The sequence below is a fragment of the Kribbella sp. NPDC104218 genome, from assembly GCF_055584105.1.
Genome location: NZ_JBVJMQ010000001.1, coordinates 3056961 through 3079833, shown reverse-complemented (window position 1 = coordinate 3079833; position 22873 = coordinate 3056961). Strand labels below are relative to the sequence as shown.

The 22873-nt window shown below is 69.2% G+C and carries 9 protein-coding genes; 2 read left to right on the top strand and 7 right to left on the bottom strand.

Annotated elements, in window-relative coordinates; translation table 11 throughout:
- The first annotated feature begins 35 nt into the window (after positions 1-35).
- Positions 36-524: a helix-turn-helix transcriptional regulator gene (locus ACZ6ZD_RS14475; protein ID WP_465671957.1), complete on the top strand. Its 489-nt coding sequence runs from the start codon at positions 36-38 to the stop codon at positions 522-524.
- On the opposite strand, the gene ACZ6ZD_RS14470 is transcribed toward ACZ6ZD_RS14475, so the two are convergent.
- From ACZ6ZD_RS14470 to ACZ6ZD_RS14460, 3 genes are all read right to left on the bottom strand, one after another.
- Positions 493-6225: a DUF7933 domain-containing protein gene (locus tag ACZ6ZD_RS14470; protein WP_465671955.1), complete on the bottom strand. Its 5733-nt coding sequence runs from the start codon at positions 6223-6225 to the stop codon at positions 493-495. The two genes, ACZ6ZD_RS14475 and ACZ6ZD_RS14470, sit on opposite strands and share 32 nt — an antisense overlap.
- 91 nt (positions 6226-6316) lie before the next feature.
- Entirely contained in the window at positions 6317-7123 is an 807-nt protein-coding gene (locus ACZ6ZD_RS14465; RefSeq protein WP_465671953.1) for a spermidine synthase, read from the bottom strand.
- Between the two features lie 19 nt (positions 7124-7142).
- On the bottom strand, positions 7143-8267 hold the full coding sequence (locus ACZ6ZD_RS14460) for a glycerophosphodiester phosphodiesterase (protein ID WP_465671951.1): 1125 nt from the start codon (positions 8265-8267) through the stop codon (positions 7143-7145).
- A gap of 190 nt (positions 8268-8457) precedes the next feature.
- On the opposite strand from ACZ6ZD_RS14460, the gene ACZ6ZD_RS14455 reads away from it, so the two are divergent.
- Entirely contained in the window at positions 8458-9450 is a 993-nt protein-coding gene (locus tag ACZ6ZD_RS14455) for a malate dehydrogenase (RefSeq protein WP_465671949.1), read from the top strand.
- 51 nt (positions 9451-9501) lie between these two features.
- Here the strand turns inward: ACZ6ZD_RS14455 and ACZ6ZD_RS14450 are convergent, their stop codons facing one another.
- The 4 genes from ACZ6ZD_RS14450 to ACZ6ZD_RS14435 all read right to left on the bottom strand — a co-directional run bounded on the left by ACZ6ZD_RS14450 (position 9502) and on the right by ACZ6ZD_RS14435 (position 22840).
- Entirely contained in the window at positions 9502-12732 is a 3231-nt protein-coding gene (locus tag ACZ6ZD_RS14450; RefSeq protein WP_465671947.1) for a S8 family peptidase, read from the bottom strand.
- A 66-nt stretch (positions 12733-12798) separates the two neighbouring features.
- The gene (locus ACZ6ZD_RS14445) at positions 12799-16008 is read right to left on the bottom strand and encodes a S8 family serine peptidase (protein ID WP_465671945.1); all 3210 of its coding nucleotides are present in this window, start codon (positions 16006-16008) and stop codon (positions 12799-12801) included.
- An 86-nt stretch (positions 16009-16094) separates the two neighbouring features.
- Entirely contained in the window at positions 16095-19427 is a 3333-nt protein-coding gene (locus ACZ6ZD_RS14440; protein WP_465671943.1) for a S8 family peptidase, read from the bottom strand.
- A 74-nt stretch (positions 19428-19501) separates the two neighbouring features.
- Positions 19502-22840 carry a S8 family serine peptidase gene (locus ACZ6ZD_RS14435; RefSeq protein WP_465671941.1) on the bottom strand — a complete coding sequence of 1113 codons (3339 nt, stop codon included), beginning with the start codon at positions 22838-22840 and terminating at the stop codon, positions 19502-19504.
- Positions 22841-22873 lie beyond the last annotated feature (33 nt).

Below are 22873 nucleotides of genomic sequence, written 5' to 3'. Positions count from 1 at the left end.
ATGTTGACTTATGTTTGATCGCGAGGAGGTCATCCATGGAGCTGGAAGCATTCGCCGTCGCCCTGCGGCGGGTCCGGCAGGAAGCAGGCCTGACCTATCGCGAGCTGGCCGATCAAGCCCACTACTCGCATGCGCATCTGGTCCGCGCGGCCGGCGGCAAGCAGCTGCCGAGCTGGCCGGTCACCGTCGGCTTCCTGACCGGCTGCGGCGTACCGGCCGAGGTGCTGCCGGTCTGGCGGCGGCACTGGGAGGCGGCCGCACGCGACCCGCAGGACGTCGGTGCGCTACTCCGAACCGCCAGCACCCCACAGGACCTCGGTGCGGCGCTGACCGCGCTCACCCGGCCCAGGTCCCTGCGCTCGCTGGAGCGGCTCACCGGCGTCCCGCGGGCCACCCTGCAGAGCTGGCTGCGGGGTGGCCGCGTACCGCGCCCGGATCGGCTGGATCAGTTCATCCAGGCGCTCGGTGCGACTCGCACCGAGCGCCTGGCATTCAGTGACTGCGTCGACCGCCTCGCCGGCTGACCACGATCAGCAGCACACCGGCCGCCAACAGCGCGAACGCCGCGATCACCCCGGCGAGCCCGACCGGCGCGCCCGTCTCGGGCAGCTCACCGTCCGGCTTCCCCGGCTTCGGTTTGACGTCGACAGTGACCGAGCTGCTGTTGTCGCTCGGATCGGGATCAGGTGTGCTCGACGTCGCGGTCGCCCGGTTGGTCACCGATTTCGCGCCGTACGCCGGGTCCACCGTCACCTCGATCGTCCCGACCGCGGTCTCACCAGGGTCGAGCCGCCCGACCGAGCAGGTCACCCGCTGCCCATCGACCGTGCAGCCGTCCGCCTTCCGCAGCCGCAACCCGGCCGCGAGGACGTCGGTCACCGTCACATCGAGCGCGGCCGACGGACCCGCGTTGTAGACCTCGATCCGGTAGGTCAGCCCCGACCCGGCCACGACCGAGCCGGTCGCCGCGGTCTTCCGGATCGCCAGGTTCGCGCCCCGGCCGATCTTCCCGGTCACCTTGGCCTCGTTGTTCCCGATCACCGGATCCGGCGTCGCCGATCCGACTCGCGCCACGTTCGCCAGCAGTCCGTTGAAGCCCGGGACGACGGTCGCGACGATCGTGACCACCAGCGAGTCGCCGTCCGCGAGCGACTTGACCGAGCACAGCACCGTGCCCGCCTCCGGAGCGTCCGGAGATCCTGGAGTCGGCGGCGGCTGGACGACACACCCCCGCGCGACGACGTTCGTCAGGCCGCGGGGCAGCTCATCGACGACGACCACCTGGCGAGCGTCGGACGGACCGTTGTTCTTGATCGTCAGCGTGTAGGTGACCTTGCCGCCCGCGATCGGGTTCGCCGGCGTCATGGCTTTGGTGATGGCCAGGTCGGCCAGCGCGGCCACCGGCGAGACGATCTTGCCGGTGTTGTTGTCCTTGTCCGGATCAGGTGTCGGCGAGGTCGCCGTCGCGGTGTTCGTCAGCGTCGGGCCGTCGTAACCGGCTGCCAGCCGAACCCGCAGTGACAAGATCCGTTGCCCGATCGGCACGTCACCCACAGCACACCGGACGACCGAACCGTCAGCCTGGCACGGCGCTTGCGCCGAGACGAGAGTCAGCCCGGCCGGCAGGGTGTCGGTCACGACGACCGAGCGCGCCAGCGAAGGACCGGCATTGATCAGCCGGAGGGTGTAGTCGAAGGTGCTGCCAGGCGTCACCGTGGCCGGCTCGGACTGTTTGACGACCTGCAGGTCCGCGCTGGTCCCGACCGGGATCGTGACGGTCGAGTTGTTGTTCCGCCCGTCCGGATCCGGCACCGGCGACTTCACGCCGGCGGTGTTCGTCAGCGACGTGCCCGCGTACGCCGGGTCGAGCGCCGCCGTGATCACCAACTGCGTCGAAGCACCGGCCTTGATCGTGCCCAGACCGCAGCTGAGGTTCGGGCAGTCCGGCTGGACGTCGACCAACGTCAGCCCGGCCGGCAGCGTGTCGGTGAAGGTGACCGCGGTCGCGTCGGACGGGCCGTGGTTGACGACGGTGATCCGGTAGGTGACGCCGCCACCCGCGGTCGCCGCCTTCTCGTCACTGGTCTTGATCACCTCGAGGTCGGCAGCCTGCTCGACCTCGGTCGTGATCGTGCTGGTGTTGTCCGGCTCGTTCGGATCCGGCGTCGGGCTGGTGACGGTCGCCGCGTTGGTGAGCGCCGCCGTCTGCCCGGCGTCGATCCGCACCCGGATCTGGATGACCGCGTCACTCCCCGGCCCCATCGATCCGAGGTCGCAGCTGACCGCCGTCGTACAAGTGCCCTCGGCACTGGTTGCCGACAGCACCGAAAGCCCACTCGGCAACTGATCCGTCACCGTCACGGCGGTCGCTGTCGACGGGCCGTTGTTGTGCACGGTCAACGTGTACAGGCCTTCGCCACCGGCAACCAGCGGCGACGGCTTGACGGCCTTCGTGATCGACAGGTCGGCCGAGGCCTCGACAGTGGTGTCGGTCGTGCTGCGGTTGTTGCTGTCGTCCGGGTCAGGCGTCTGCGAGGTCACGGTCGCCGCATTCGTCAGCTTCCCGGTGACCGCGGGATCGACGCGGACGACGACCGTGATCGCCAGCTCGGCGCCGGGCTTCAGCCGCCCGGCCGGGCAGATCACGACCGGCTCGGCCGTCGACGGGTCCTGCAGGCAGTCACCGGCGGTGCTCGATCCCCGGACGTACGCCGTCCCGGCCGGCAGCGTGTCGGTCACCACCGCACCGACCGCGTCGGACGGCCCGGCGTTGCGAACCGTCAGCGTGTAGGTCAATTCGTTGCCAGCGACAACGGTCTTCGGCGCGCTCTTGGCGATCGAGAGATCCGCGCCCGCGACAACCTCGGTCGTCGTGGTCGACGTGTTGTCGGATTCGGTCGGGTCCTCCGGCGTCCGCGAGCCCGCGGTCGCGGTGTTGAGCAGGTCGCCCGGAGCCGTCGCCGGGGCGACCCTCGCGGTGATCGTGACCATGAACTCGCCCCCGGCCGCGAGCGTATCCACCGCACACCGGACGCGATTGCCATCGACTGTGCAGGTCGCGCCGCCGGTCGCCGCCGCGTTCACCTCGTTCAGCGCCGCCGGTACGTCGTCCGCGACCGAGACGCCTTGCGCATCGGACGGCCCAACGTTCCGCACCGTCAGCAGGTAGGTGAGCTGCTCGCCCGCAACCACCGGGTCGGGCCTCGCCTCCTTGGTCAGCGTGATGTTCGCCTGAGCACCGGTCAGCAGCGTGTACGTCGCCGTGTTGTTCTCAGCCACCGGATCGGGCGTCGGCGACGACACCTTGGCCGTGTTGTCGAGCTTGTTCGGCGGCGTCCCGGACGGGACGTTCGCAACCACCGTGACTGTGACGACGTCCCCCGGCGCCACAGTCCCCACCGCACAGCTCACGGTGCCGTCAGCCTGCGTGCAACTCCCGTTCGACGTCGCGGCCGAGACGTAGACCAGCGGCGCCGGGACAGGATCGGTCACCGTCACCGAGCGCGCGGCTGACGGTCCGTTGTTGGTGATCGTCAGCGTGTAGGTGACCGGCCGCCCGGCCTGCACCGGAACGGGCTGCGCGGTCTTGGCGATGACCAGATCCGCGCTCGGGCTCAGCTCGTCGGTCGTCCGGCCGGTGTTGTTCCCGGTCTCCGGATCCGGCGTCGGGCTGGTCGCCGTGGCCGAGTTGACCAGCGAGCCGGTCGCCGTCGCGGAGACCGTCGCCAGCACCGTGATCGTCGCCGACGAACCGGCCCCGAGATCACCCAGCTCACACCGGACCTGCCCGGACGAAACCGTGCACGACCCGGCCGTCGTGTTCGCCGTCGCGTCGAGCAACGCGGCGGGCAGGTCATCGGCCACCTCGACCGCACGCGCGTCCGACGGCCCGTCGTTCCGCACCGAGATCTGGTAGGTCACCGGCTGCCCAGGCACCACGGGCGACGTCGTCGTCTGCTTCCCGACCACCAGGTCGGCCTTAGGCGCAGCCGGCGTCACCGTCGCCGTACCGGTGTTGTTGGACGGATCCGGATCGGGCGTCGCACTCGACACCGCTGCCGTGTTCGTCAGCGGCCCACCCGTGTACGCCGAATCCAGCGCAGCCGTCACCTGGACGACGAGCGTCGCCTTACCGGCCAGCCGATCCACCACGCAGCTGACGTCCTGCCCAGCCGCCGAGCAGACGGCCGGGGCCGCCACCTGGACGTCGACGATCGTCAACCCGGCCGGCAGCGAATCAGCGATCCGCACCTGCTCCGCATCCGATGGCCCGTTGTTCCGGATCGTCAGCGTGTACTTGACCTTCTCCCCCGGCGCCGGTCCGGTCGGCGCGACCACCTTCTCCAGCGCCAGATCAGCCGATCGCGTCACCGGCGTCGTGACGGTCGCGCTGTTGTTCCCCGGGTCCGGGTCGGACGTCGTACTGGTCACGGTCGCCACATTCGTCAGCCCGGTCGTGGCCGGCACCCGGACCACGACCGTGATCGTCGCCTCCGCCCCCGACGCGAGCTCACCGATCGCACAGTCGACCTTGCCGGGACTCGGCGTACAGGTCCCTTGCGTGGACGTCGCCGAGACCAGCGTGACGCCGTCGGGCAACGTGTCGGTCACCGCGACGTTCTGGGCCGCGCTCGGACCGTTGTTGTGGGCAACCAGTGTGTAGGTCAGGTCGGCGCCGGCCGGCACCGGATCCGGCGTACCGGTCTTGGTCAGCACCAGATCGGCGGACTCCGCGACCGGCGTCCGGACCTCTTCGGCGCGATACGTGTACGGCTTCTTCAGCGTCGCGGCCGTGTAGTCCAGGAAGCCGGTGTTCACCACGGTCGTCCCGGCCGATGCCGCGTCGAGCGTGACGCGGAAGCGGACGGTCGTCGTGTCGTTCGTCCGCAGCCGGCCGCCCTTGTTCGCGTTCGCGCCGGTCCCGACCCGGAAGCGCACACTGCGCGCGGCCGCGTCGTACTCGGCCTGGTCGTCACCGACCTGATCGGTCTTGCCGGCCGTCCCGATCGCCAGCGATCCCGGTACGTACGTCGTGTTCGGCGGCAGCTCGTCGCGGACGACCGAGTCGAGCGCGTCGTCCTCGCCGGTGTTGCCGTAGCTCAGCGTGTACTCGAGGGTGTCGCCGACCTTGGCCGGATCGTTCCCGGCCAGGTTCCGGACGGTCTTGGTGCCCTTGATCGTCGGCGCGTAGAGGTCGATCTGCGTGGTCAGCGCCGCCGGGTAGTAGAGATCCCCGAGGCTGGCGAAGGTGAGCTCGGCCGTTGTCGCGTTGTTCGGGAGGATGCCGGACGCGTCGACCACCTTGGCATCCAGCCCGAGATTGTTCAGACTGGCCGGCGTCCGGTCGGCCAGGTTCGCGCCGCCATCGGTGACGCGGCTGCCGAAGAAGTTGACCGTCGGGCTCTCGGCGTCCGCGAGCCGGGTGCCGTTGACGGCGAAGTAGTCGCCGGGGATCCCCGCGTCGCCCTCGTAGGTCACGCTGCCGAAACGCGCGTTGACCGGGCCGCGCGGCGGGGCCAGAAAACCCGAGATCTTCGTCTTGACCACGTCGCCGGACCGCACCCAGGAGTACCCGTTGAAGACGGACAGGTCGCGCAGCGGCTCGTCCGCGTCCTCGTAGGCGATCACCAGACTCCACCCGGCGTACCGGTCGGCGCCGGTTCCGGCGGCGGCGTCGGCGGCCCAGTACGCGCCGTTCCCCGCTTCCCGCACGATCGACGTCACGTCGAGATAGGAGGAGTAGTCCGACGTCGGGGCGGTCAGGTAGTCGGTCCGGCCGGCGGTCAGCGTCCAGTAACCCGACTGGTTCGGCGCCTTGAGCTTGATCGTCTTGCCGTCCCCGTTGCTCGCCGTGCCACCGGTGCCCGCAGCTCGGGTCGCACCCCAGAAGAGACCGGCGTAGAGCAGCGTCGCGCCGGCCGGCAAGCTCACCGTCGCCGAGGACGAGGACTTCGTGCCGGTATCGGCGTCCGTGTCGAGCAGCCGCATGGGCCAGTCGTTGTTGGAGGCTTTCGCGGCGCCCCCGGCCAGCGCCGAGCGGCAGGCGGCGAGCCCGGTGTCGCAGGTCTCCAGCGTGTTACCGGTGATCCGGATCGCGCCGTTCGTCTGGCTGCCGAAAACTTTGCCAAAAGTCCGGATCGTCTCGGCCCGAGCCGTTGCCATCGGCGTCAATCCGGCGCCGGCGATCAACAGCAGGGCAAGAAAAAGGCGCAACCGAGCAGCCATCGAACAGTCCCCGTTCAGTCATAGATGGCGGCGGAAGCCGCCATCTATGTACCACATTTGTTGGCTGCTCAGTTATATGAAGCGCCGAGGATCAGCCGCGAAACGTCCCTGGCGGGGCGGCCGGCGGGGTGAATCCGTCGCCGTCGGTGAGTACGGCGGCCTTGCCGGCGAGCTCGCTGAGCGCGACGACGTCGTACGGCGGCTGGGCCCGGCGGCCGGTGTCGACCAGCCCCGGGACGGGCTGCCGGGAGGCGACCAGGATGACGTTGCCGAAGCCCTTGCCGCGGAGCACCTTCCGCTCGGCCAGGACGACGCCCTCCCCGAGCGCGGCCCGCACGGTGGCCGCCGTCCGCCGGATGAACAGCAGACCGGCCGTGCCGTCGATCAGATTGGCGACCAGGACGCCGGTCGGCCGCAGGACCCGGGCGCACTCGGCGAAGAACTCGCTCGTCACCAGGCTCGCCGGGACGGCCTCCCGCTCGAAGGCGTCCAGGATCACGACGTCCATCGAGTCCTCGTAGAGCTCGGTGACGCCGGCCCGGCCGGTCACCCCGCGGACCTTGATCCCGGAGCGCTTCGGCAGCGGCAGCGCCTCCCGGACGAACTCGGTCAGGTCCTCGTCGGGCTCAAGGACGACCTGCCGCGAACGCGGCCGGGTCCCGGCGACGTATCGCGGCAGGCTGAGCGCGGCGCCGCCGACGTGCGCGACCGCGATCGGCTGCTTGCGCGGCACGATCACGTCCAGCACGTCGGCGATCCGCCGCATGTACTCGAACGAGAGGTGGGTGGGGTCCGCGAGGTCGACCTGCGACTGCAGTGAGCCGTCGACGCGCAGCACGTACGTGCCGTCGGCCTCCGCCTCGACTGTCGCCGTCCCCGAGCCGACCCTGCGTTCCACCCGCCTATCTTCGCAGGAACTACTTGCTTTCCTTCTCCTGCGCCACCGCGACATCGGGGTTGTCGCTGAACAGGCCGTCGATCCCGGTCGCCCGGTAGGCCGCGATCTCGCCGAACAGGTTGCCCGACTCGAACGGCACGGCCGAGCTGTCGAAGTTCGCCGGGAGGAAGTTGTTCTCGACCCGGAACGTGTACGGGTGCACGACCAGGCCGGCCCGGTGCGCGTCGGCGACCAGCGTGGTCGGCTTACCGAGCTTGCCGTCGGCGGTGAACGGGATGACCTGCTCCTTGTACGGGCCGAGGCCGGACGCGTAGCGCGCCACCTCACGCAGCCCCTTGGCGCTGGTGATGTCGGCGTACGTGCGCTTGTCACCCGCGACGGTGAAGTCGTACGGCTGGCCCTCGGCGTCGGTCAGCTGGACCAGCGGCACCCGGAGCTGCTTGTGCAGGGCCTTCAGGTTCGCCACCTCGAACGACTGCACGAACACCTTGGCGTCCGGCCGGTTCAGGCCGTTGCGGTTCAGGGTCTTGACCAGCGCGGGCTCGAGCGCGAGCCCCTGCTGCTGGAAGTACGTCGGGTGCTTGGTCTCGGGATAGATGCCGACCGGGCGGCCGAGCTCCTTCGAGAGCCGCTTGCTGAGGTCGATGACCTCCTGCAGGGTCGGGATCTGGTAGCGGCCGTTGAACACGGTGTTGTGCTGCCGGATCGCCGGAATGCGCTCGACCGCGCGCAGGGTCTTCAGCTCCTTGAGCGTGAAGTCCTCGGTGAACCAGCCGGTCGTCGGGACGCCGTCGAGCTGCTTGGTCTTCTTCCGCTTGGCGAACTCCGGGTGGCTCGCGACATCCGTCGTGCCGCCGATCTCCGGCTCGTGCCGGGCGACCAGGACGCCGTCCTTGGTCGTCACCAGGTCGGGCTCGATGTAGTCGGCGCCCATCCGGGCGGCCAGCTCGTACGACGCCAGCGTGTGCTCGGGCCGGTACCCGGACGCGCCCCGGTGCCCGACGATGACGAAGTCGTCGCGCTGGTGCGACGCCCCGCTCACCTGGGCCTGGCTCTGGGGCTGGTTCTGGGTGAGCACCTGGGGAACCAGGGCCGTCGCGGTGACCGCGAGCGCGGACACCACCACCGGGACCAAACGCTTCATGGAGTTACTCCTTACAAGTCAGGGACTGGGAGAACCTTCGGCGACCTCTGCAGACCCGCGACGTACGGCGGATGACCGAACGGTGAACGATGAGACCGGGTGTGAGCAAGTCGGGGGCGACCCAGGGTTGGGCCGCGCGGTGGATGTTGCTAGCGTCCGAAGCACCAAGAATGCACAGATAGGAGCTGTCGTGAGCAATACACCGGTGAAGGTGGCCGTAACCGGCGCCGCTGGTCAGATCGGCTACAGCCTGTTGTTCCGGATCGCGAGCGGCGCGCTGCTCGGCCCGGACACCCCGGTGGAGCTGCGGCTGCTGGAGATCACCCCGGCGCTGAAGTCGCTCGAGGGCGTGGTCATGGAGCTCCAGGACTCGGCCTTCCCGACGCTGGCCGGGATCGAGATCGGCGACGACCCGAACGTCATCTTCAACGGCGCCAACGTCGCGCTGCTGGTCGGCGCCCGGCCGCGGACCAAGGGGATGGAGCGCGGCGACCTGCTCGAGGCCAACGGCGCGATCTTCACCGTCCAGGGCAAGGCGCTGAACGACCACGCCGCCGACGACATCCGGATCACCGTCACCGGTAACCCGGCCAACACCAACGCGCTGATCGCCAAGAGCAACGCGCCGGACATCCCGGCCGAGCGTTTCTCCGCGCTGACCCGGCTGGACCACAACCGCGCGCTCGCCCAGCTGGCGAACAAGACCGGCGTCCACGTCACCGACCTGAAGAAGCTGACGATCTGGGGCAACCACTCCGCGACCCAGTACCCGGACATCTTCCACGCCGAGGTCGCCGGGAAGAACGCCGCCGAGGTCGTCAACGACCAGGACTGGCTGGAGAACGACTTCATCCCGACCGTGCAGAAGCGCGGCGCCGCGATCATCGAGGCCCGGGGCGCTTCCTCGGCCGCCTCCGCCGCGGCCGCCACCATCGACCACACCCGGGACTGGCTGCGCGGCTCGGCCGACGGCGACTGGCTGTCGATGGCCGTCGTCTCCGACGGCTCGTACGGCGTCCCCGAGGGCCTGATCTCCTCGTTCCCCGTCACCACCAAGGACGGCAACTGGGAGATCGTCCAGGGCCTCGAGGTCAACGACTTCTCCCGCGCCCGGATCGACGCCTCCACCGCCGAGCTCGGCGAAGAGCGCGAAGCCGTCACGGCCCTCAAGCTGCTCGGCTGATTCTGTGCACGCGAAGGCCCCCGCGGATCGTCTCCGCGGGGGCCTTCGGCATTACTTGAGCAGGTACGCCGCGATCACGGTCTGATCGGTCGTGTTCCCCGCCTTGTCGACGACCTGGGCCTTGAGCGAGACGCTGGGCCCGGCCGGTGTCGCGAAGATCGCCCGGTAGCCCTTCGCCGTCCGCTTGACCTTCGCCTCCGTCCACTGCGTCCCGTCACCCGACACCTGGACCTTCAGCGACTTGACCGCCGTTGTGCCGTCGACCACCACCGGCAGCTCGGTCACCGCCGTCCGCGCCACCTTGTTGTGCAGATCCACAACCGGCTGGAACCGCACCGTACTGATCGGCAGGTCGGTCCGGGTCGTGGTCGCCGCCGACTTGAAGGTCGCCGTCAGATCAACCTTGGTCGCGAACGGCAACGTCGACTGGGTTCCGGTCGCGACGATCTTGTACGTCGCTTCCTCAGCCGGCAACCCGGGCAGATGAATCTGGCCGAAGCTGTCGACCGTCCCGATCTGTACACCGTCGCGGTAGACCGTCGTGCGTCCTTGCCCGTCGGCGATACCGCCGGACCGGCCGTCCGCATCGCCGAACTCACCAAGCGCGATCAGGGCGCTGTCACCGGTCCGCTTGGCCCAGAACACCCGCGGGCCGAACGCAGCCACGTTCCACCGGTCCGTATAGGTACGTCCGGCCCGGTAACGCACCGTCTCCATCGCCTGGAAGTTCCACACGGGGTTGCCCTCCTCGGTGTCTTCCTCGGCCGCGCCGAGCCAGCCGCCTGGCAAGGCGTCGTAGTAGTACCGGACCGTTCGCGGAGTGTCGAACGGGAGCGCCCAGCTCAGAATCGCCCCCTCGCCGCCGGGCACCCCGGGCCAGGTGAGGCGATGCGCGCGGTTGCCGGTCGTCGAGTGCAGCGTCGAGTCGACGACGGCGAGTTCCGAGCGCCGGACGACGCGCTGGTAGCCGGTGACGAACTCGCCGGGCTGCACCTGCGCCAGCATGTAGACGTACGGCGAGTTGACGAACCGGCCCTCGGCGTCCGGTACCGCCCACTGCGAGGTCACGTTGCCGACGAACTGGTCGGCGGGCAGCTTCGGGCCGGTGCTGTAGGTGAGCAGTCCCTCGTAGGCGCCGATCGTCGTGAAGTAGCCGCGCCCGCCGGGTTTCTTCGGCGCGCGGTAGAACCCGGCCTGAAGGTCGATCTGCCGCGCGGCACTGTCGGGCACGGTCGTCGTGACCGGCTTGGCCTTGCGCGCGTCGAGCACCACGGTCCGGTCCGCAGTCAGCTGGACCTGCGGAGCCAGCAGCATGACGGAGTCCCAGTGCTCAGCAGTCCGTTCGAATTCCTGGAACTGCTCCACCAGGTACTCGCCCTTGGGCAGCCGGACCTTGCGCGCGCCGGTCGGGATGTCGATCCAGCGTGCCTCGCCCTTGTCGACGTCGAACAAATGAACGGGGTAGTCGGACGTCGGCTTGCCGTCCGGGGCAATCGTCTGCAGGTCGAGTGTGTACGACTCGGCCTCTTTGTCGACGCCGAGCGCCGTGCCGACGGTCTGGCCGCCGCCGGTCGCCGTGATCCGGCCGGCATACGCGCCGTCCGGGCCAGTGTGCTTGGTGTTCGAGGTGACCTGCACGGACGCCGTTCCGTTCGCGGGCACGGTCAGCGTTTCGGCGCTGAGCTGCAGCGCGCCGGTCGGGGCGGCCTTGCCGTCGGGCCCCGTGAGCTTGCTGTCCAGTTTCAGAGTGACGGGCTGGTCGCTGCTGTTGCGATAGGTGAGGGTCTTGGTGACCGGCTCGTCATCGGTGTGCGGGTAAGCCACCAGACCGAACGACAGGCCGCCCTCGACGGCCCGCACCGTCTGCTTGATGCCCTGGGCAACATCGATCCGCCCGGCGCCCTGCTGGAACCCGGTCTGCCCGGCGATCTCCTTCGCCGACCCCAGCAGCGCGCTCTTCAGCTCGCCCGCCTTCCACGTCGGGTGCTGCTGAGCGAGCAGAGCCACCGCGCCTACGGTGTGCGGCGTCGCCATCGACGTACCAGACGCGGTGGTGTAGTGGTCACCGACCGGATCGCCCATGACGCCGTCCTTCGCCTTCGCGGCGACGATGTTGACGCCCGGCGCGGTCACGTCCGGCTTGAGGGCTGAGTCGCCGGTCCGCGGACCGACACTGGAGAAGTCCGCCAGGCGGTCCTGCTTGTCGACCGCACCGACGGTCAGCGCCGCGTCCGCGCTGCCCGGGGAGTCGACCGTCCCGGCCCGCGGCCCACTGTTACCGGCCGCAACCACGAACAGCGTCCCGGTCTGCGCGGTCAGCCGGTTGATCGCCTCCTCGAGCGGATCGAGCTCGGGGAAGTCGGGACCACCAAGGCTGATGTTGACGACGTTCGCCTTGATCTCGTTGGCCGCCCAGTCCATCGCGGCGAGGATCGCGGAGTCCGGACAGCCACCGGCCTTTTCGCAGACCTTGCCGTCGTACAGCTGCGCCTCCGGCGCGACGCCCTTGTACTTACCGTCCGATGCCGCGCCGGTGCCGGCGATCGTCGATGCGACATGGGTGCCGTGGCCGTGCAGGTCGCCGTCCGCTTCCGCGGTGAAGTTCTTGCCACCGGCAACTTGGGTGGCCAGATCAGGGTGGCTCTTGTCGATCCCGCTGTCCAGCACCGCGACCTTGACGCCCTTGCCGGTGAAACCCGCTTGCCAGGCGGCGGGGGCACCGATCTGCGGCACGGACTCGTCCAGGCTGACCTTGCGTTTGCCGTCCAGCCAGATCTTCCCGGCAGCGGTCAGCAACGCCGGTTTCGCCTGCTTCTTGTCCACCTTCAACGCGGCGCCGTTGATCGCCGGCAGCTGCCGGGTCACCTTCGCACCGGCCGGCACCGACCGCTTGCCCTTGCCCTGGTACGTCGCCAGGATCGGGATCTCGTTCGTCGACGCGTCGTCGTACCCGGCTTCGATCAGCCCGGTGACGTCGAACAGCCGCTCGTCCACCCGCCCGGCGCCGATCGCCTTCAGGGCGTCCGCCGGGACGACGTACGTGTGCCCTTGCACGCTGTAGGTCTGGAAGCCGACCCGCTCCCGGCCGGGCCCGCGCTCGATCGACGGCTGCTTGCCATGCAGGACGACGCGGTCACCCGTGATCAGAGTGACGCTCACCCCCTTGCCGCCAGGCTTGCCGGCGACCGGCTCGGCCGCGGCCGGCCCACTCACTGTGCTCAACGCCAGACCCGCGACCGCCACGGCGGCGATCGCGGGTCTGCTTCTCCTACTCGGAGCCATGTCAGGCCCTCCCCAGGTCTCGGTTACCGCCGAAGACGGTTCGACCGAGACGAGGGGTTGCAGGGGTCAGCGAATTCGATAGGCGTCGAAAACCGCTTGTTCGGTGGAGTTTCCGTCCCGGTCGACCACCTGCGCCTTGAGCGCGACACTCGATCCGGCCGGCGTCGCGAACACGGCCCGATACCCGGCCGCCGTCCGCTTCACCGTCGCCTCGGTCCACGTCGTGCCATCACCCGACACCTGGACCTTCAACGACTTCACGGCTTTCGCTCCGTCGACCAGCACCGGCAGCTCGGTCACCTTCGTCCGATCCACCTTGTTGTCGAGCCCGACCGCCGGCTGGAAACGGACCGTGCTGATCGGCAGCTTGGTGTCCTGCGCACTGGAGGTGAACGTCGCCGTCAACTCGATCTTCGTCGCGAAGTCCGCCAGCGACTGGGTGCCCGTGGTCACGAACTTGTACGTCGCCTTCGCGGCCGGCAGTCCGGCTGCCTGCACACTGCCGAAGCTCGTCGAGCGGGCTACTTCCTCGCCATCGCGGAAGAGCGTGCTGACCGCCTGGTCGGACCGGAGCGTCCCGCGCCGGCCGTCTGCGTCACCGCGATTCCCGATCGCCAGCTCCAGTTCGTCCGCGGTCCGGGCGGCCACGTAGACGCTCGGCCCGAAGGCTGCGGCGTTCCAGCGCTCGTGGTACGTCCGGCCGGGCTGATACTTCTTCGGCTCGCTCGTGGTGTAACCGACGATGTCGTGATCCTCGTCGAGATCGATCAATTGACTGAACCATTGCGGCGCACCGCGGTCGACGTACTGCCGGATCGTGTGCGGCGCGCCGACGGGGAACACCTGCACCCAGACGCCGGACACCTCGGGCAACACCGGTGCGTTCGAGCGCCCCAACTCCCGGTTCGAGGTCACATGGATCGGGGAGTCGATGATCGCGAAATCCTGCGGCTTGGGGACCCGGCTGTACCCGGTAACGAACTCCCCTGGCTGGTACTCCGCCAGCGCGTACACGTACGGTGTGTTCCGGTACATACCGTCAGCACCCGCAACACCCCACTGCGATGTCACATGACCACTCAGCTGCTCCGGCGGCAACTTCGGGCCGAGGCTGAGCGTGTACACCGTCCCGGGCCAGAAGTCGTTCAGGCTGCGGGCCAGCCCCCACCCGTCGGGGTCGCTCGAGCTCCGGTCGTACCCGACCACGGACTGGGCCTGCGTCGCGCCGGCTCGCGGTGCGGAGGTGGTGACCGGTTTCGCCTTACGCGCATCGAGGACGACGGTCCGGTCGGCGTCGAGTTTCACCTGGGGCGCGACGAGTCCGAAGAAGATCCAGTCCTCCGGACCGCGCTCGAACTCCTGGAGCTGGTCGACCAGATACTCACCCTTGGGCAGCGTGAGCTTGACCGTGCCGTTCGTTTCGGCGTACGAGGTCTCGCCGGTGGCGACGTCCATCAGCAGCACCGGATAGTCGGACGGCTTACCATCGCGAGCGATCGTCTGGACCGTCAGCTGGTAGGACTCGGCGGCCTTGTCGACGCCGGTTGCGACGGTGACTGTCTGGCCGCCGCCGGTTGCGGTGATGCGGCCGGAGTAGAGGCCGTCCGGGCCGGTGTGCTTGGTGTCGGAGGTCGCCTGGACGGCCGCCGTACCGCCCGCGGGGATCGTGACGGACGTCGCGCTGAGCTGGAAGGCGCCGGCGGGGGCGGACTTGCCGTCGGGGCCGGTGAACGATGCCTCGAGGTCGAGGGTGACCGGCTGGTCGCCGAGGTTGCGATAGGTGACCGGCTTGGTGACCGGTTCGTCGTCGGTGTGCGGGTAGGTCGCCTGGCCGAAGGAGATGCTGCCCGGCTCGGCGATCACGGTCTGTTTGATGGCACCGGCCAGGTCGACACGCCCGGCGCCCTGCTGGAAGGCGGTCTGGTCGGCGGCCGGCTTGGCCGAGCTCATCAGCGCGCCCTTCAGCTCGGTGGCCTTCCAGGCCGGATGCTGTTGGGCGAGCAGGGCGGCCGCACCCGCGGTATGCGGTGCGGCCATCGACGTACCGGAGAGGTTCAGATAGTGGTCGCCGACCGGCCGGCCGATCGTCGCGTTCTTGGCCTTGGCCGCGACGATGGAGACGCCGGGTGCGGAGATGTCGGGTTTGACCGCGTGGTCGCCGACTCGCGGTCCCTGGCTGGAGAAGTCGGCCAGCCCGTCCTGTTTGTCGACGGCGCCGACCGTCAGCGCGGCGTCCGCGCTCCCCGGTGAGCCGACCGTCCCGGCCCTCGGCCCTTCGTTGCCGGCCGAGATCACGAACAACGTGCCGGTCTGCGCGCTCAACCGGTTGACGGCCTCTTCCAGCGGGTCGATCCCCGGTCCGTCCGGACCGCCCAGGCTGATGTTGACAACCGTGGCCTGGACGTCGTTCGCGGCCCATTCCATCCCGGCCAGGATCGCCGACTCCGGGCAATCGCGGGTGGCGCAGACCTTGCCGTCATAGAGTTTGGCCTCCGGCGCGACGCCCTTGTACTTGCCGCCGGACGCCGCGCCGGTGCCGGCGATCGTCGACGCGACGTGGGTGCCGTGGCCGACGAGGTCGTCTGCGGAGGTGCCGGTGAAGTCGCGCGCTTCCGCGACCTGGCCGGCCAGGTCCGGGTGCGTGGCGTCGATCCCGGTGTCGAGAACCGCGACCTTGATGCCCTTGCCGGTGAAGCCCGCCTGCCAGGCGGCCGGCGCGCCGATCTGCGGGACCGACTGCTCCAGGTTGAGCTGCCGCTTGCCGTCGAGCCAGATCTTGGCGGCTGAGCCGGGGTCGGCGGTGGCCTGACTTTTGTCGATCCGCAACGCCGCGCCGTTGACGGCGGGGAGCTGCCGCGTGACCTTGGCATTGGCCGGGACGGCGCGTTTCGCCTTGCCCTGGTACGTCGCGATGACCGGGATCTCGGTGGTCGACGCGTCGTCGTACCCGGCGGCGATCAGGCCTTTGACGTCGAACAGGCGCCGATCCAGCCGGCCGTCGGCGACCGCCTTGGTGACGTCGGCGGGGATCACATAGGAGTGGTCCTTCGTCCGGTACGTCTGGAAACCGATGCGCTGCCGGCCCGGTCCGGGTTCGAAGGACTGCTTGGCCGGATCACCGCCGTGCAGCCGCACGGTGTCGCCGGTGATCAGCGTGACGCGGACATCCTGCAGCGCAGAATTCAGCGCAGGTGTCCGCGGCTCGGCCTGCGCGTGCAGGCCGGGAACAACAAGGCCCGCGACCGCCAGTACGGCGATCGCGGGCCCTTTCCGCATACTCGGAGCCACTGTGGGGCCCTCCCCAGGTCTCGGTCGGTTCTGCTCACTCGATACGCAGCGACCGGCCCCCGGGGTTGCAGGGCTCAGCGGATTCGATAGGCGTGCAATACCTTCTGCGACGAGACGACGCCGGCGCTGTCCTTGACCGAGGAGCGGAGCGAGATCGTCTTGCCGGCCGGGGTTTTCCCGACGGCCTGGTAGCTGCCGTCGGCCTGCTTGGTGACGGTGGTGCGCTGCCAGGTCTTGCCGCCGTCACCGGAGACATCGACCGCGACCGCCGTGATACCGGCCGGCTTCGCACCCTGCTGGTTGACGACGCGGAAGGGCAACGTGGTGGTCGCCGTCCGGGAGACCGCGTTCTGCTGGTCCACCGCGGGGGTGAAGTGAAGCTCGCGAAGCGGCAGGACCTCCTTGGCGTCACCGGTGTTCTGCGAGTCGAAACTCCAGACGTGATCCACCTGGGTGGCCAGCTGCATCTTGCTGCGCTTGATCGACACCTCGATCCGGTACGCCGCCTTCGCGGCCGGTACCGGGATGTTGATCTGGCCCGCGACCGAGGACCAGTTCAGCAGTTTGCCGTTGTGGAACACCTTGGTCGTCTCGGAGTCCGATCCGGCCAGCGACGTCCCGAGGTGGCCGTCGGCGTCCGAGACCGGGAACACGAGCACATCGAGCTCGTTGCCCTGGCGGGTGATGCCGTCGCCGTTGTCGAGCGCGGCGTTGACGACGGACCGGCCCCACTGCTCGGCGTACCGGCTGCCCGGCTGGAGCTTCGGCCCGGACGAGTTCAGCATCAACGGCAGGTAGACCTCCTCGCCCTCGATCACGCTGTACGTCGCCGCGGCGTACCAGTGCATCGGGCCGGTGCCGGCGTTGATCTCGACGAAGTGCGTCGCCGTGGCCGGGGCGTTGTAGTACGTGCTGATCCCGGCCGTGCTCTGATCCAGGCCGGGCACCCAGCCGAACCGCTCGTCCGACAGCAGCCGGCCGGCCGCGTCCGCGGCGTACTTCGAGTCGACCCGCGCGAGGTCGGACTCGCGAACCACGCGCTGGTAGCCGGTGTAGTAGCTGCCGCGGCGGTTCTGGACCAGGTTGTAGTCGTACGGCGCGTTCCGGTTGTCACCGGGTTTGCGCTGCACCACCCAGCGCGAGTTGCTCGTCACGTGGAACTTGTCGACCGGGGCGGCCGCGCCCATGGACCCGACCCAGAGGTTGTCGGGGTTGTCCTCAACCTCCATCCCGCCCTCGACCTCGAGGTCGTCCGCGCCCTTGCGCAGGTACTCGAACTCCGCCTTGATCAGCGCGGTGTTCTTCCGCGGCAACGTCACCTTGATCGGCTTCGTCTTGCGGGCGTCGACGTCCAGTTTCATCGCCCGCGCGATACTCAGGTTCGGCCAGACCAGCTGGTGGACGCGGGTGCTGGTGTCGCCGAGGATCGCGTCGACGAAGTACTTGTCCTTCGGGATCCGGACCTTCGCGGCGCCGTTGGCATCGGTGGTGATGTCGATCGCGAGCGGCTTGGTCAGCGAGTACAGCCGGGTGAAGTTCTTGTCGGTGCCCTTGCCGTCCAGCATCAGATGCCGCACGGACACGTCGTAGCTCTCGACCTCCTTCTCGACCGCGAGCGGCGTCCCGATGCTGATCCCCGGAGCGGTCGCGACGACGCGGCCGGAGTACAGGCCGTCAGGACCGCGATGGTTGGTGTCGGAGGTCACCGTCACGGCAGCGGTGCCGTTGGCCGGTACCGTCACCTTCGCCGCGCTGAGCTTGAACGCGTTCTCCGGCCCGGCCTCGCTGCCGGTGATCGAGCTGGTCTGCAGCGAGAGCGTGACCGCCTTGGCGCCGAGGTTGCGATAGGTGAGCTGCTTGGCCACCGGCTTGTCGTCGGTGTGCGGCCAGAGCGCCGTCCCGAAGTCGAGGCTGCCGGGGACGGAGACGACGGAGCCGGTGATCGCCCGGGCGACGTCGATCCGGCCGGCGCCCTGCTCGAACACCGTGGCGCCCTTGATCACCTTGCCGGTGCTCATCAGCGCGGCCTTCAGCTCCGGCCCCTTCCACTTCGGGTGCTGCTGGGCCAGGATCGCGGCCGCTCCGGCCACGTGCGGCGTCGCCATCGACGTCCCGCTGGCCTTCATGTAGTCGTTGCCGACCGGCTCGCCCTCGTTCGTGCCCTTGGCCCGGGCCGCGACGATGTCGACGCCGGGGCCCATCACGTCGGGTTTGATCCCGGCGCCTTCGAGCAGCGGCCCGCGGCTGCTGAGATCGGCCAGCACGTCCTGCTTGTCGACCGCGCCGACCGTCAGTGCGGACTCCGCCGTACCGGGTGAGCGGACGGTCTGACCGTCAGGGCCTTCGTTACCGGCCGCGACGACGAACAGCGCGCCGGTCTTGGCCGACAGCCGGTTCAGCGCGGACTCGATCGGGTCCAGCCCGGGCTCGTCGTAGATCCCGAGGCTCATGTTGATCACCCGGGCCTTCTGCTCGACCGCGGCCCACTCCATCCCGGCCAGGATGGCCGAGTCGGGGCAGCTGCCCTCGCCGTCGCAGATCTTGCCGTCGAGCAGCCGGGCGCCGGGCGCGACGCCCTTGTACTTACCCTTCGACGCGGCGCCGGTACCGGCGATCGTCGAGGCGACATGGGTGCCGTGACCGAGCTGGTCGCCGGCCGGGTCCTTGGTGAAGTTCTTGCCGCCGACGACCAGGCCCTTGAAGTCCGGGTGCTTGGCGTCGATGCCGCTGTCAAGGACCGCCACCGAGACGCCCTTGCCGGTGAACCCGGCCTTCCAGGCGGTCGGCGCACCGATCTGCGGGACGCTCTGGTCGAGTTGCGTACGCCGTTTCGCGTCCAGCCAGATCGTGCCGGCCGACCGGCTCCGCAGCCCCCGCTCAACGCTCGCGAGGAACGCGCCGCCGGTGGCCTTGTCGACCGACGCCGCGGCCAGCCCGGACGTCCCGATCGGCCGCGGCACAGTTGCCCCAGGCAACGTGCTGCGCAGCTGGACGCCGGCCGTCGGCAACAGCACCGGCGTGGCCTTCGTCCGGGCGTCGTCGTACCCCATCTCGATCAGCCCGGTCACGTCGAAGAACCGGCGGTCGAGCTGCCCCGACTTGACGGCCTGAAGCACGTCGATCGGCAGCACCGACAACCGGCCGCGCTCGCGGCTGGTCCTGAAGACCATCCCGGTGCGACCCTCACCCGCGGTCACCGTGGCCTGGCCACGCCGGACCACGACCCGGTCACCGGTGATCAGCGTGACGACCTTGTCCGGCTCCGGCTTCGCAGCCGGCCGGTTCGCCGCGGCAGCCGGCTGAGCCGCCTCCGCACCACCGCCGGCCACGACCGCGGACGAGACAAGCGCCGCGGTCGCAACGACCGCGGCGCTCGCCAGCGCAACTCGTTTTCTGTTCAACCTCATCTACCTTTCCAGTCGACGCACAAGTCGATCAGGCAGACGTCGCGAAGTACACAGAGGTTGATCTCAACTTCCCTTCATTTCAAGGGATATGCACCAATTGTGGTTTGATCCGTCGTGTTGCCTTCGGCATCGACCAGATGAACCTTCAGCGAGATATCCTGCGCCCCCTTCGGCGTCCCGAACACCGCCTGGTACTTACCCTTACCCCCACTCACCTTCGCCGGCCGCCAGCTCTTGCCCTGGTCGCCGGACACCTGAATCTCGAGCTGTTCGATCGCCGGTAGTGGCCGCTGGTTCCCGTAGACGTCGCGGGACGCCGTGAGGAAGACCGGTAACGCGGTGATCGGCGTCCGCTCGGCGTGGTTACGGTTGTCCACCTTCGGGCGATAGCCGACGCCCACCATCGGAATCGGCTTCTCAGCGCCACCGGGCGCCGAGGTGAACTCGAACCGCAGATCCGTGCGGGTGCTGAGCGCGGAGTGCGACGAGCGGGACTGCGTGGTCTGGTAAACGTAGCGCGCCGGCTCCTTGGGCAGGCCCTCCTTGACGACGAACCCGAACCGGTCGACGTCGTAGACGAGCTCGCCGTTGCGGAAGAGCTGGCCCGACTCGCTGTCGACCAGCATGTTGCCGCGGTTGTCGTCGCCGTCCACCAACGGGTCGAGGAACAGCAGCAGGTTCTCGCCTGTCCACATCGGCTCGGACGGAGCGGTCCCGAAGACGGCCGCGTTGAAGCGTTCGCGATAGGTCTTACCTGGTTGGTAAACGCGGGACCGGCTGTCGATCCAGCTGTGCCAGCTGCTCGGGAGGCCGAGCGGGTCCTCGCTCAGATCCATCGGCTCGATGATGCTGGTCGACCATTGCGCCGACTTCGCCTCGACGAAAACCTTGGTCGTGCTCGGCTGGGTGTTGGCGAAGGCGCGGGTCCACCAGGCCAGCACTCCCGGAATCACCGCGTTCACCGATCGCCAGATCGTCCGGTCGCTGACGCCGTTGACCTGCTGGTCGAGGGTGGCGAACTCGCTCGCCCGTACGTTCCGGATCACCCCGGTCGGGAACCGGCCGGTCTCGCGGTACAGCTGGGTGTAAACGAACGGCGAGTTGTCGAATCCGCCGTCGGCGTTCTGCTTGGCCCAGTGTGTGGTGAGGACGCTGAACAACTTGTCGGCCGGCAGTTCGGGGCCGAGGTGCAGCGTGTAGAAGTTGTCGAGACCAGGAAGGATCGCCCCCGGCCCCCAGAACAGGAACTCCGAGAGGGAGCGCTCGTAGCCCAGGACCGCGGCCGCCAGGGTCGCGTCCCGGTTCGGCACGGTGACCTCGAGCGGCTTGGCGGCCCGGGCGTCGATGACGATCGTCGTGTCCTTGGTCAGCTGCAGACTCGGCTGCGCTGTCCAGTAGTTCGAGCTCTTCGCCGGGTTGCCCGGGTCTGGCACGATCAGGCGGTTGTCCAGGATGTGCTCGCCCTTGGGCAGCCGCAGTTTCACCTCCGGCGTTCCGTTGCCGTAGAAGTGCAGCTGGTCGTCGGCGATCTCGTAGAGCATGCCGCGCGGTGCGACCGGCTTGCCGTCCGGACCGACGCCGCGCAACGTCAGCACGTACTTCTCCCCCTCGCGATCGATACCGATCGGGCTGACGAGGGCGACGCCCGCGGCGGTCGCGGTGACCCGGCCCGAGTAGAGACCGTTCGGGCCGTCGTGTTGGGTGTCGGAGGTGACCTGGACGGTCGCGGTACCGCCCGCCGGCACGGTGACCTGCTTGACGCTCAGGGAGACTGCACTGCTCGGCGCGGGGTTGCCGTCCGGACCCTTGAGATCGGCGGCCAGGTTCAGCGTGACGGACTGGTCGCCCAGGTTGCGATAGGTGAGCGGTCGCGTCACCGGCTGATCGTCGTCGTGCGGCCAGGAGGCCGTCCCGAACGACAGCACGCCGGGCTCGGTGACGACGTCCTGCTTGATCGCCTTGGCGACATCGGCCAGGCCCGCGCCCTCCTGGAACACCGTGTGCGCCTCGGCGGCCTTCGCCGATCCGATCAACGCGCTCTTCAGCTCGGCGGACTGCCAGGCCGGATGCTGTTGCCGCAGGAGCGCCGCGGCGCCGGCCGCGTGCGGGGTGGCCATCGACGTACCGCTGAGCGAAAGGTACTGGTCGCCGACCGGCCAACCGATGATCGAGTCCTTGGCCTTGGCGGCGATGATTCCGTCGCCGGGTGCGATCAGGTCCGGTTTCACGGCGGCGTCGCCGATGCGCGGACCGCGGCTGGAGAACCCGGCCACCTGGTCGAACTCGTCCAGCGCACCGACGGTCAGCGCGGCGTCCGCACTGCCGGGTGACTCGACCGTCCCGTTCGTCGGGCCGGAGTTTCCGGCGGCGATCACGAACAGCGTGCCGGTCTCGGCCGACAGCCGGTTCACGGCTGCTTCGAGCGGATCGAGCTCCGGGGTGTCCGGACCGCCCAGGCTGAGATTGACGACGTCCGCCTCGATCTCCTTGGCCGCCCACTCCATCCCGGCCAGGATCGCCGAGTCCGGGCAACCCTCGACGACGCACACCTTGCCGTCGTACAGCTTGGCGTCCGGTGCGACGCCCTTGTACTTACCACCGGACGCAGCGCCGGTACCGGCGATCGTCGACGCGACGTGGGTCCCGTGGCCGACCTTGTCGTCGCCGGGCTCGTCGGTGAAGTTCTGCGTGCCGGCGACCTGCGTCGCCAGATCCGGATGGGTCTTGTCGATGCCGGTGTCGAGGACGGCGACCTTGACGCCCTTGCCGGTGAAGCCGGCCTTCCAGGCTTCGGGAGCGCCGATCTTCGGCACCGAGAGATCAAGTGACGGCTTGCGCTTCCCGTCCAGCCAGACCTTCGCGACCCCGCCGGCCCCGCGGGCCTTGCCGAGACCGGCCAGGAAGCTGCCGCCATCGGACTTACGCACCTGTAGCGCCGCGCCGTTCACACTCGGCAGCTGCCGAGCGACCGTCGCCCCCGGGAGCGCCGAGCGTTGTTTCGCCGGACCGGAGTAGGTGACGATGACCGGGATCGAGGCGCTCGACTTGTCGTCGTACCTCGCCGCGATCAATCCGTTGACGTCGAACAGCCGCCGGTCGAGCCGGCCGCTCGCGACCTCCGGCTGTACATCAGACGGGACGACGTACAGCCGCTCCCGCACGCGGTAGGTGTTGAAGGCGATCTGCTTGCGGCCGGGCCCCGGCTCGACAACAGCCTGGCTGCGGCCGCGGCTGCCGTTCTCGATCAGAACGCGGTCGCCGGTGATCAGGGTGATCTGATGTTTGCTCGGGGGTTCGGCTCGTGGTGGCTTGGGCGGTGCGGCTTGGGCTGGTGCGGCGATGCCGACGTTCAGGATCGCGATGGCGGCGACGGCGATGGCGCCGGTCTGTCTCAAGCGGGCGGTGGATGGCACGTGGGTCCTCCCATGCGGTTGTCTGCATGGTCT

Excerpts from the sequence above, each read along its gene's own strand:
- ACZ6ZD_RS14475 (WP_465671957.1), top strand. The coding sequence starts at position 36 with ATGGAGCTGGAAGCATTCGCCGTCGCCCTGCGGCGGGTCCGGCAGGAA.
- ACZ6ZD_RS14445 (WP_465671945.1), bottom strand. The coding sequence starts at position 16,008 with ATGCGGAAAGGGCCCGCGATCGCCGTACTGGCGGTCGCGGGCCTTGTT.
- ACZ6ZD_RS14440 (WP_465671943.1), bottom strand. The coding sequence starts at position 19,427 with ATGAGGTTGAACAGAAAACGAGTTGCGCTGGCGAGCGCCGCGGTCGTT.
- ACZ6ZD_RS14470 (WP_465671955.1), bottom strand. The coding sequence starts at position 6,225 with ATGGCTGCTCGGTTGCGCCTTTTTCTTGCCCTGCTGTTGATCGCCGGC.
- ACZ6ZD_RS14460 (WP_465671951.1), bottom strand. The coding sequence starts at position 8,267 with ATGAAGCGTTTGGTCCCGGTGGTGGTGTCCGCGCTCGCGGTCACCGCG.
- ACZ6ZD_RS14450 (WP_465671947.1), bottom strand. The coding sequence starts at position 12,732 with ATGGCTCCGAGTAGGAGAAGCAGACCCGCGATCGCCGCCGTGGCGGTC.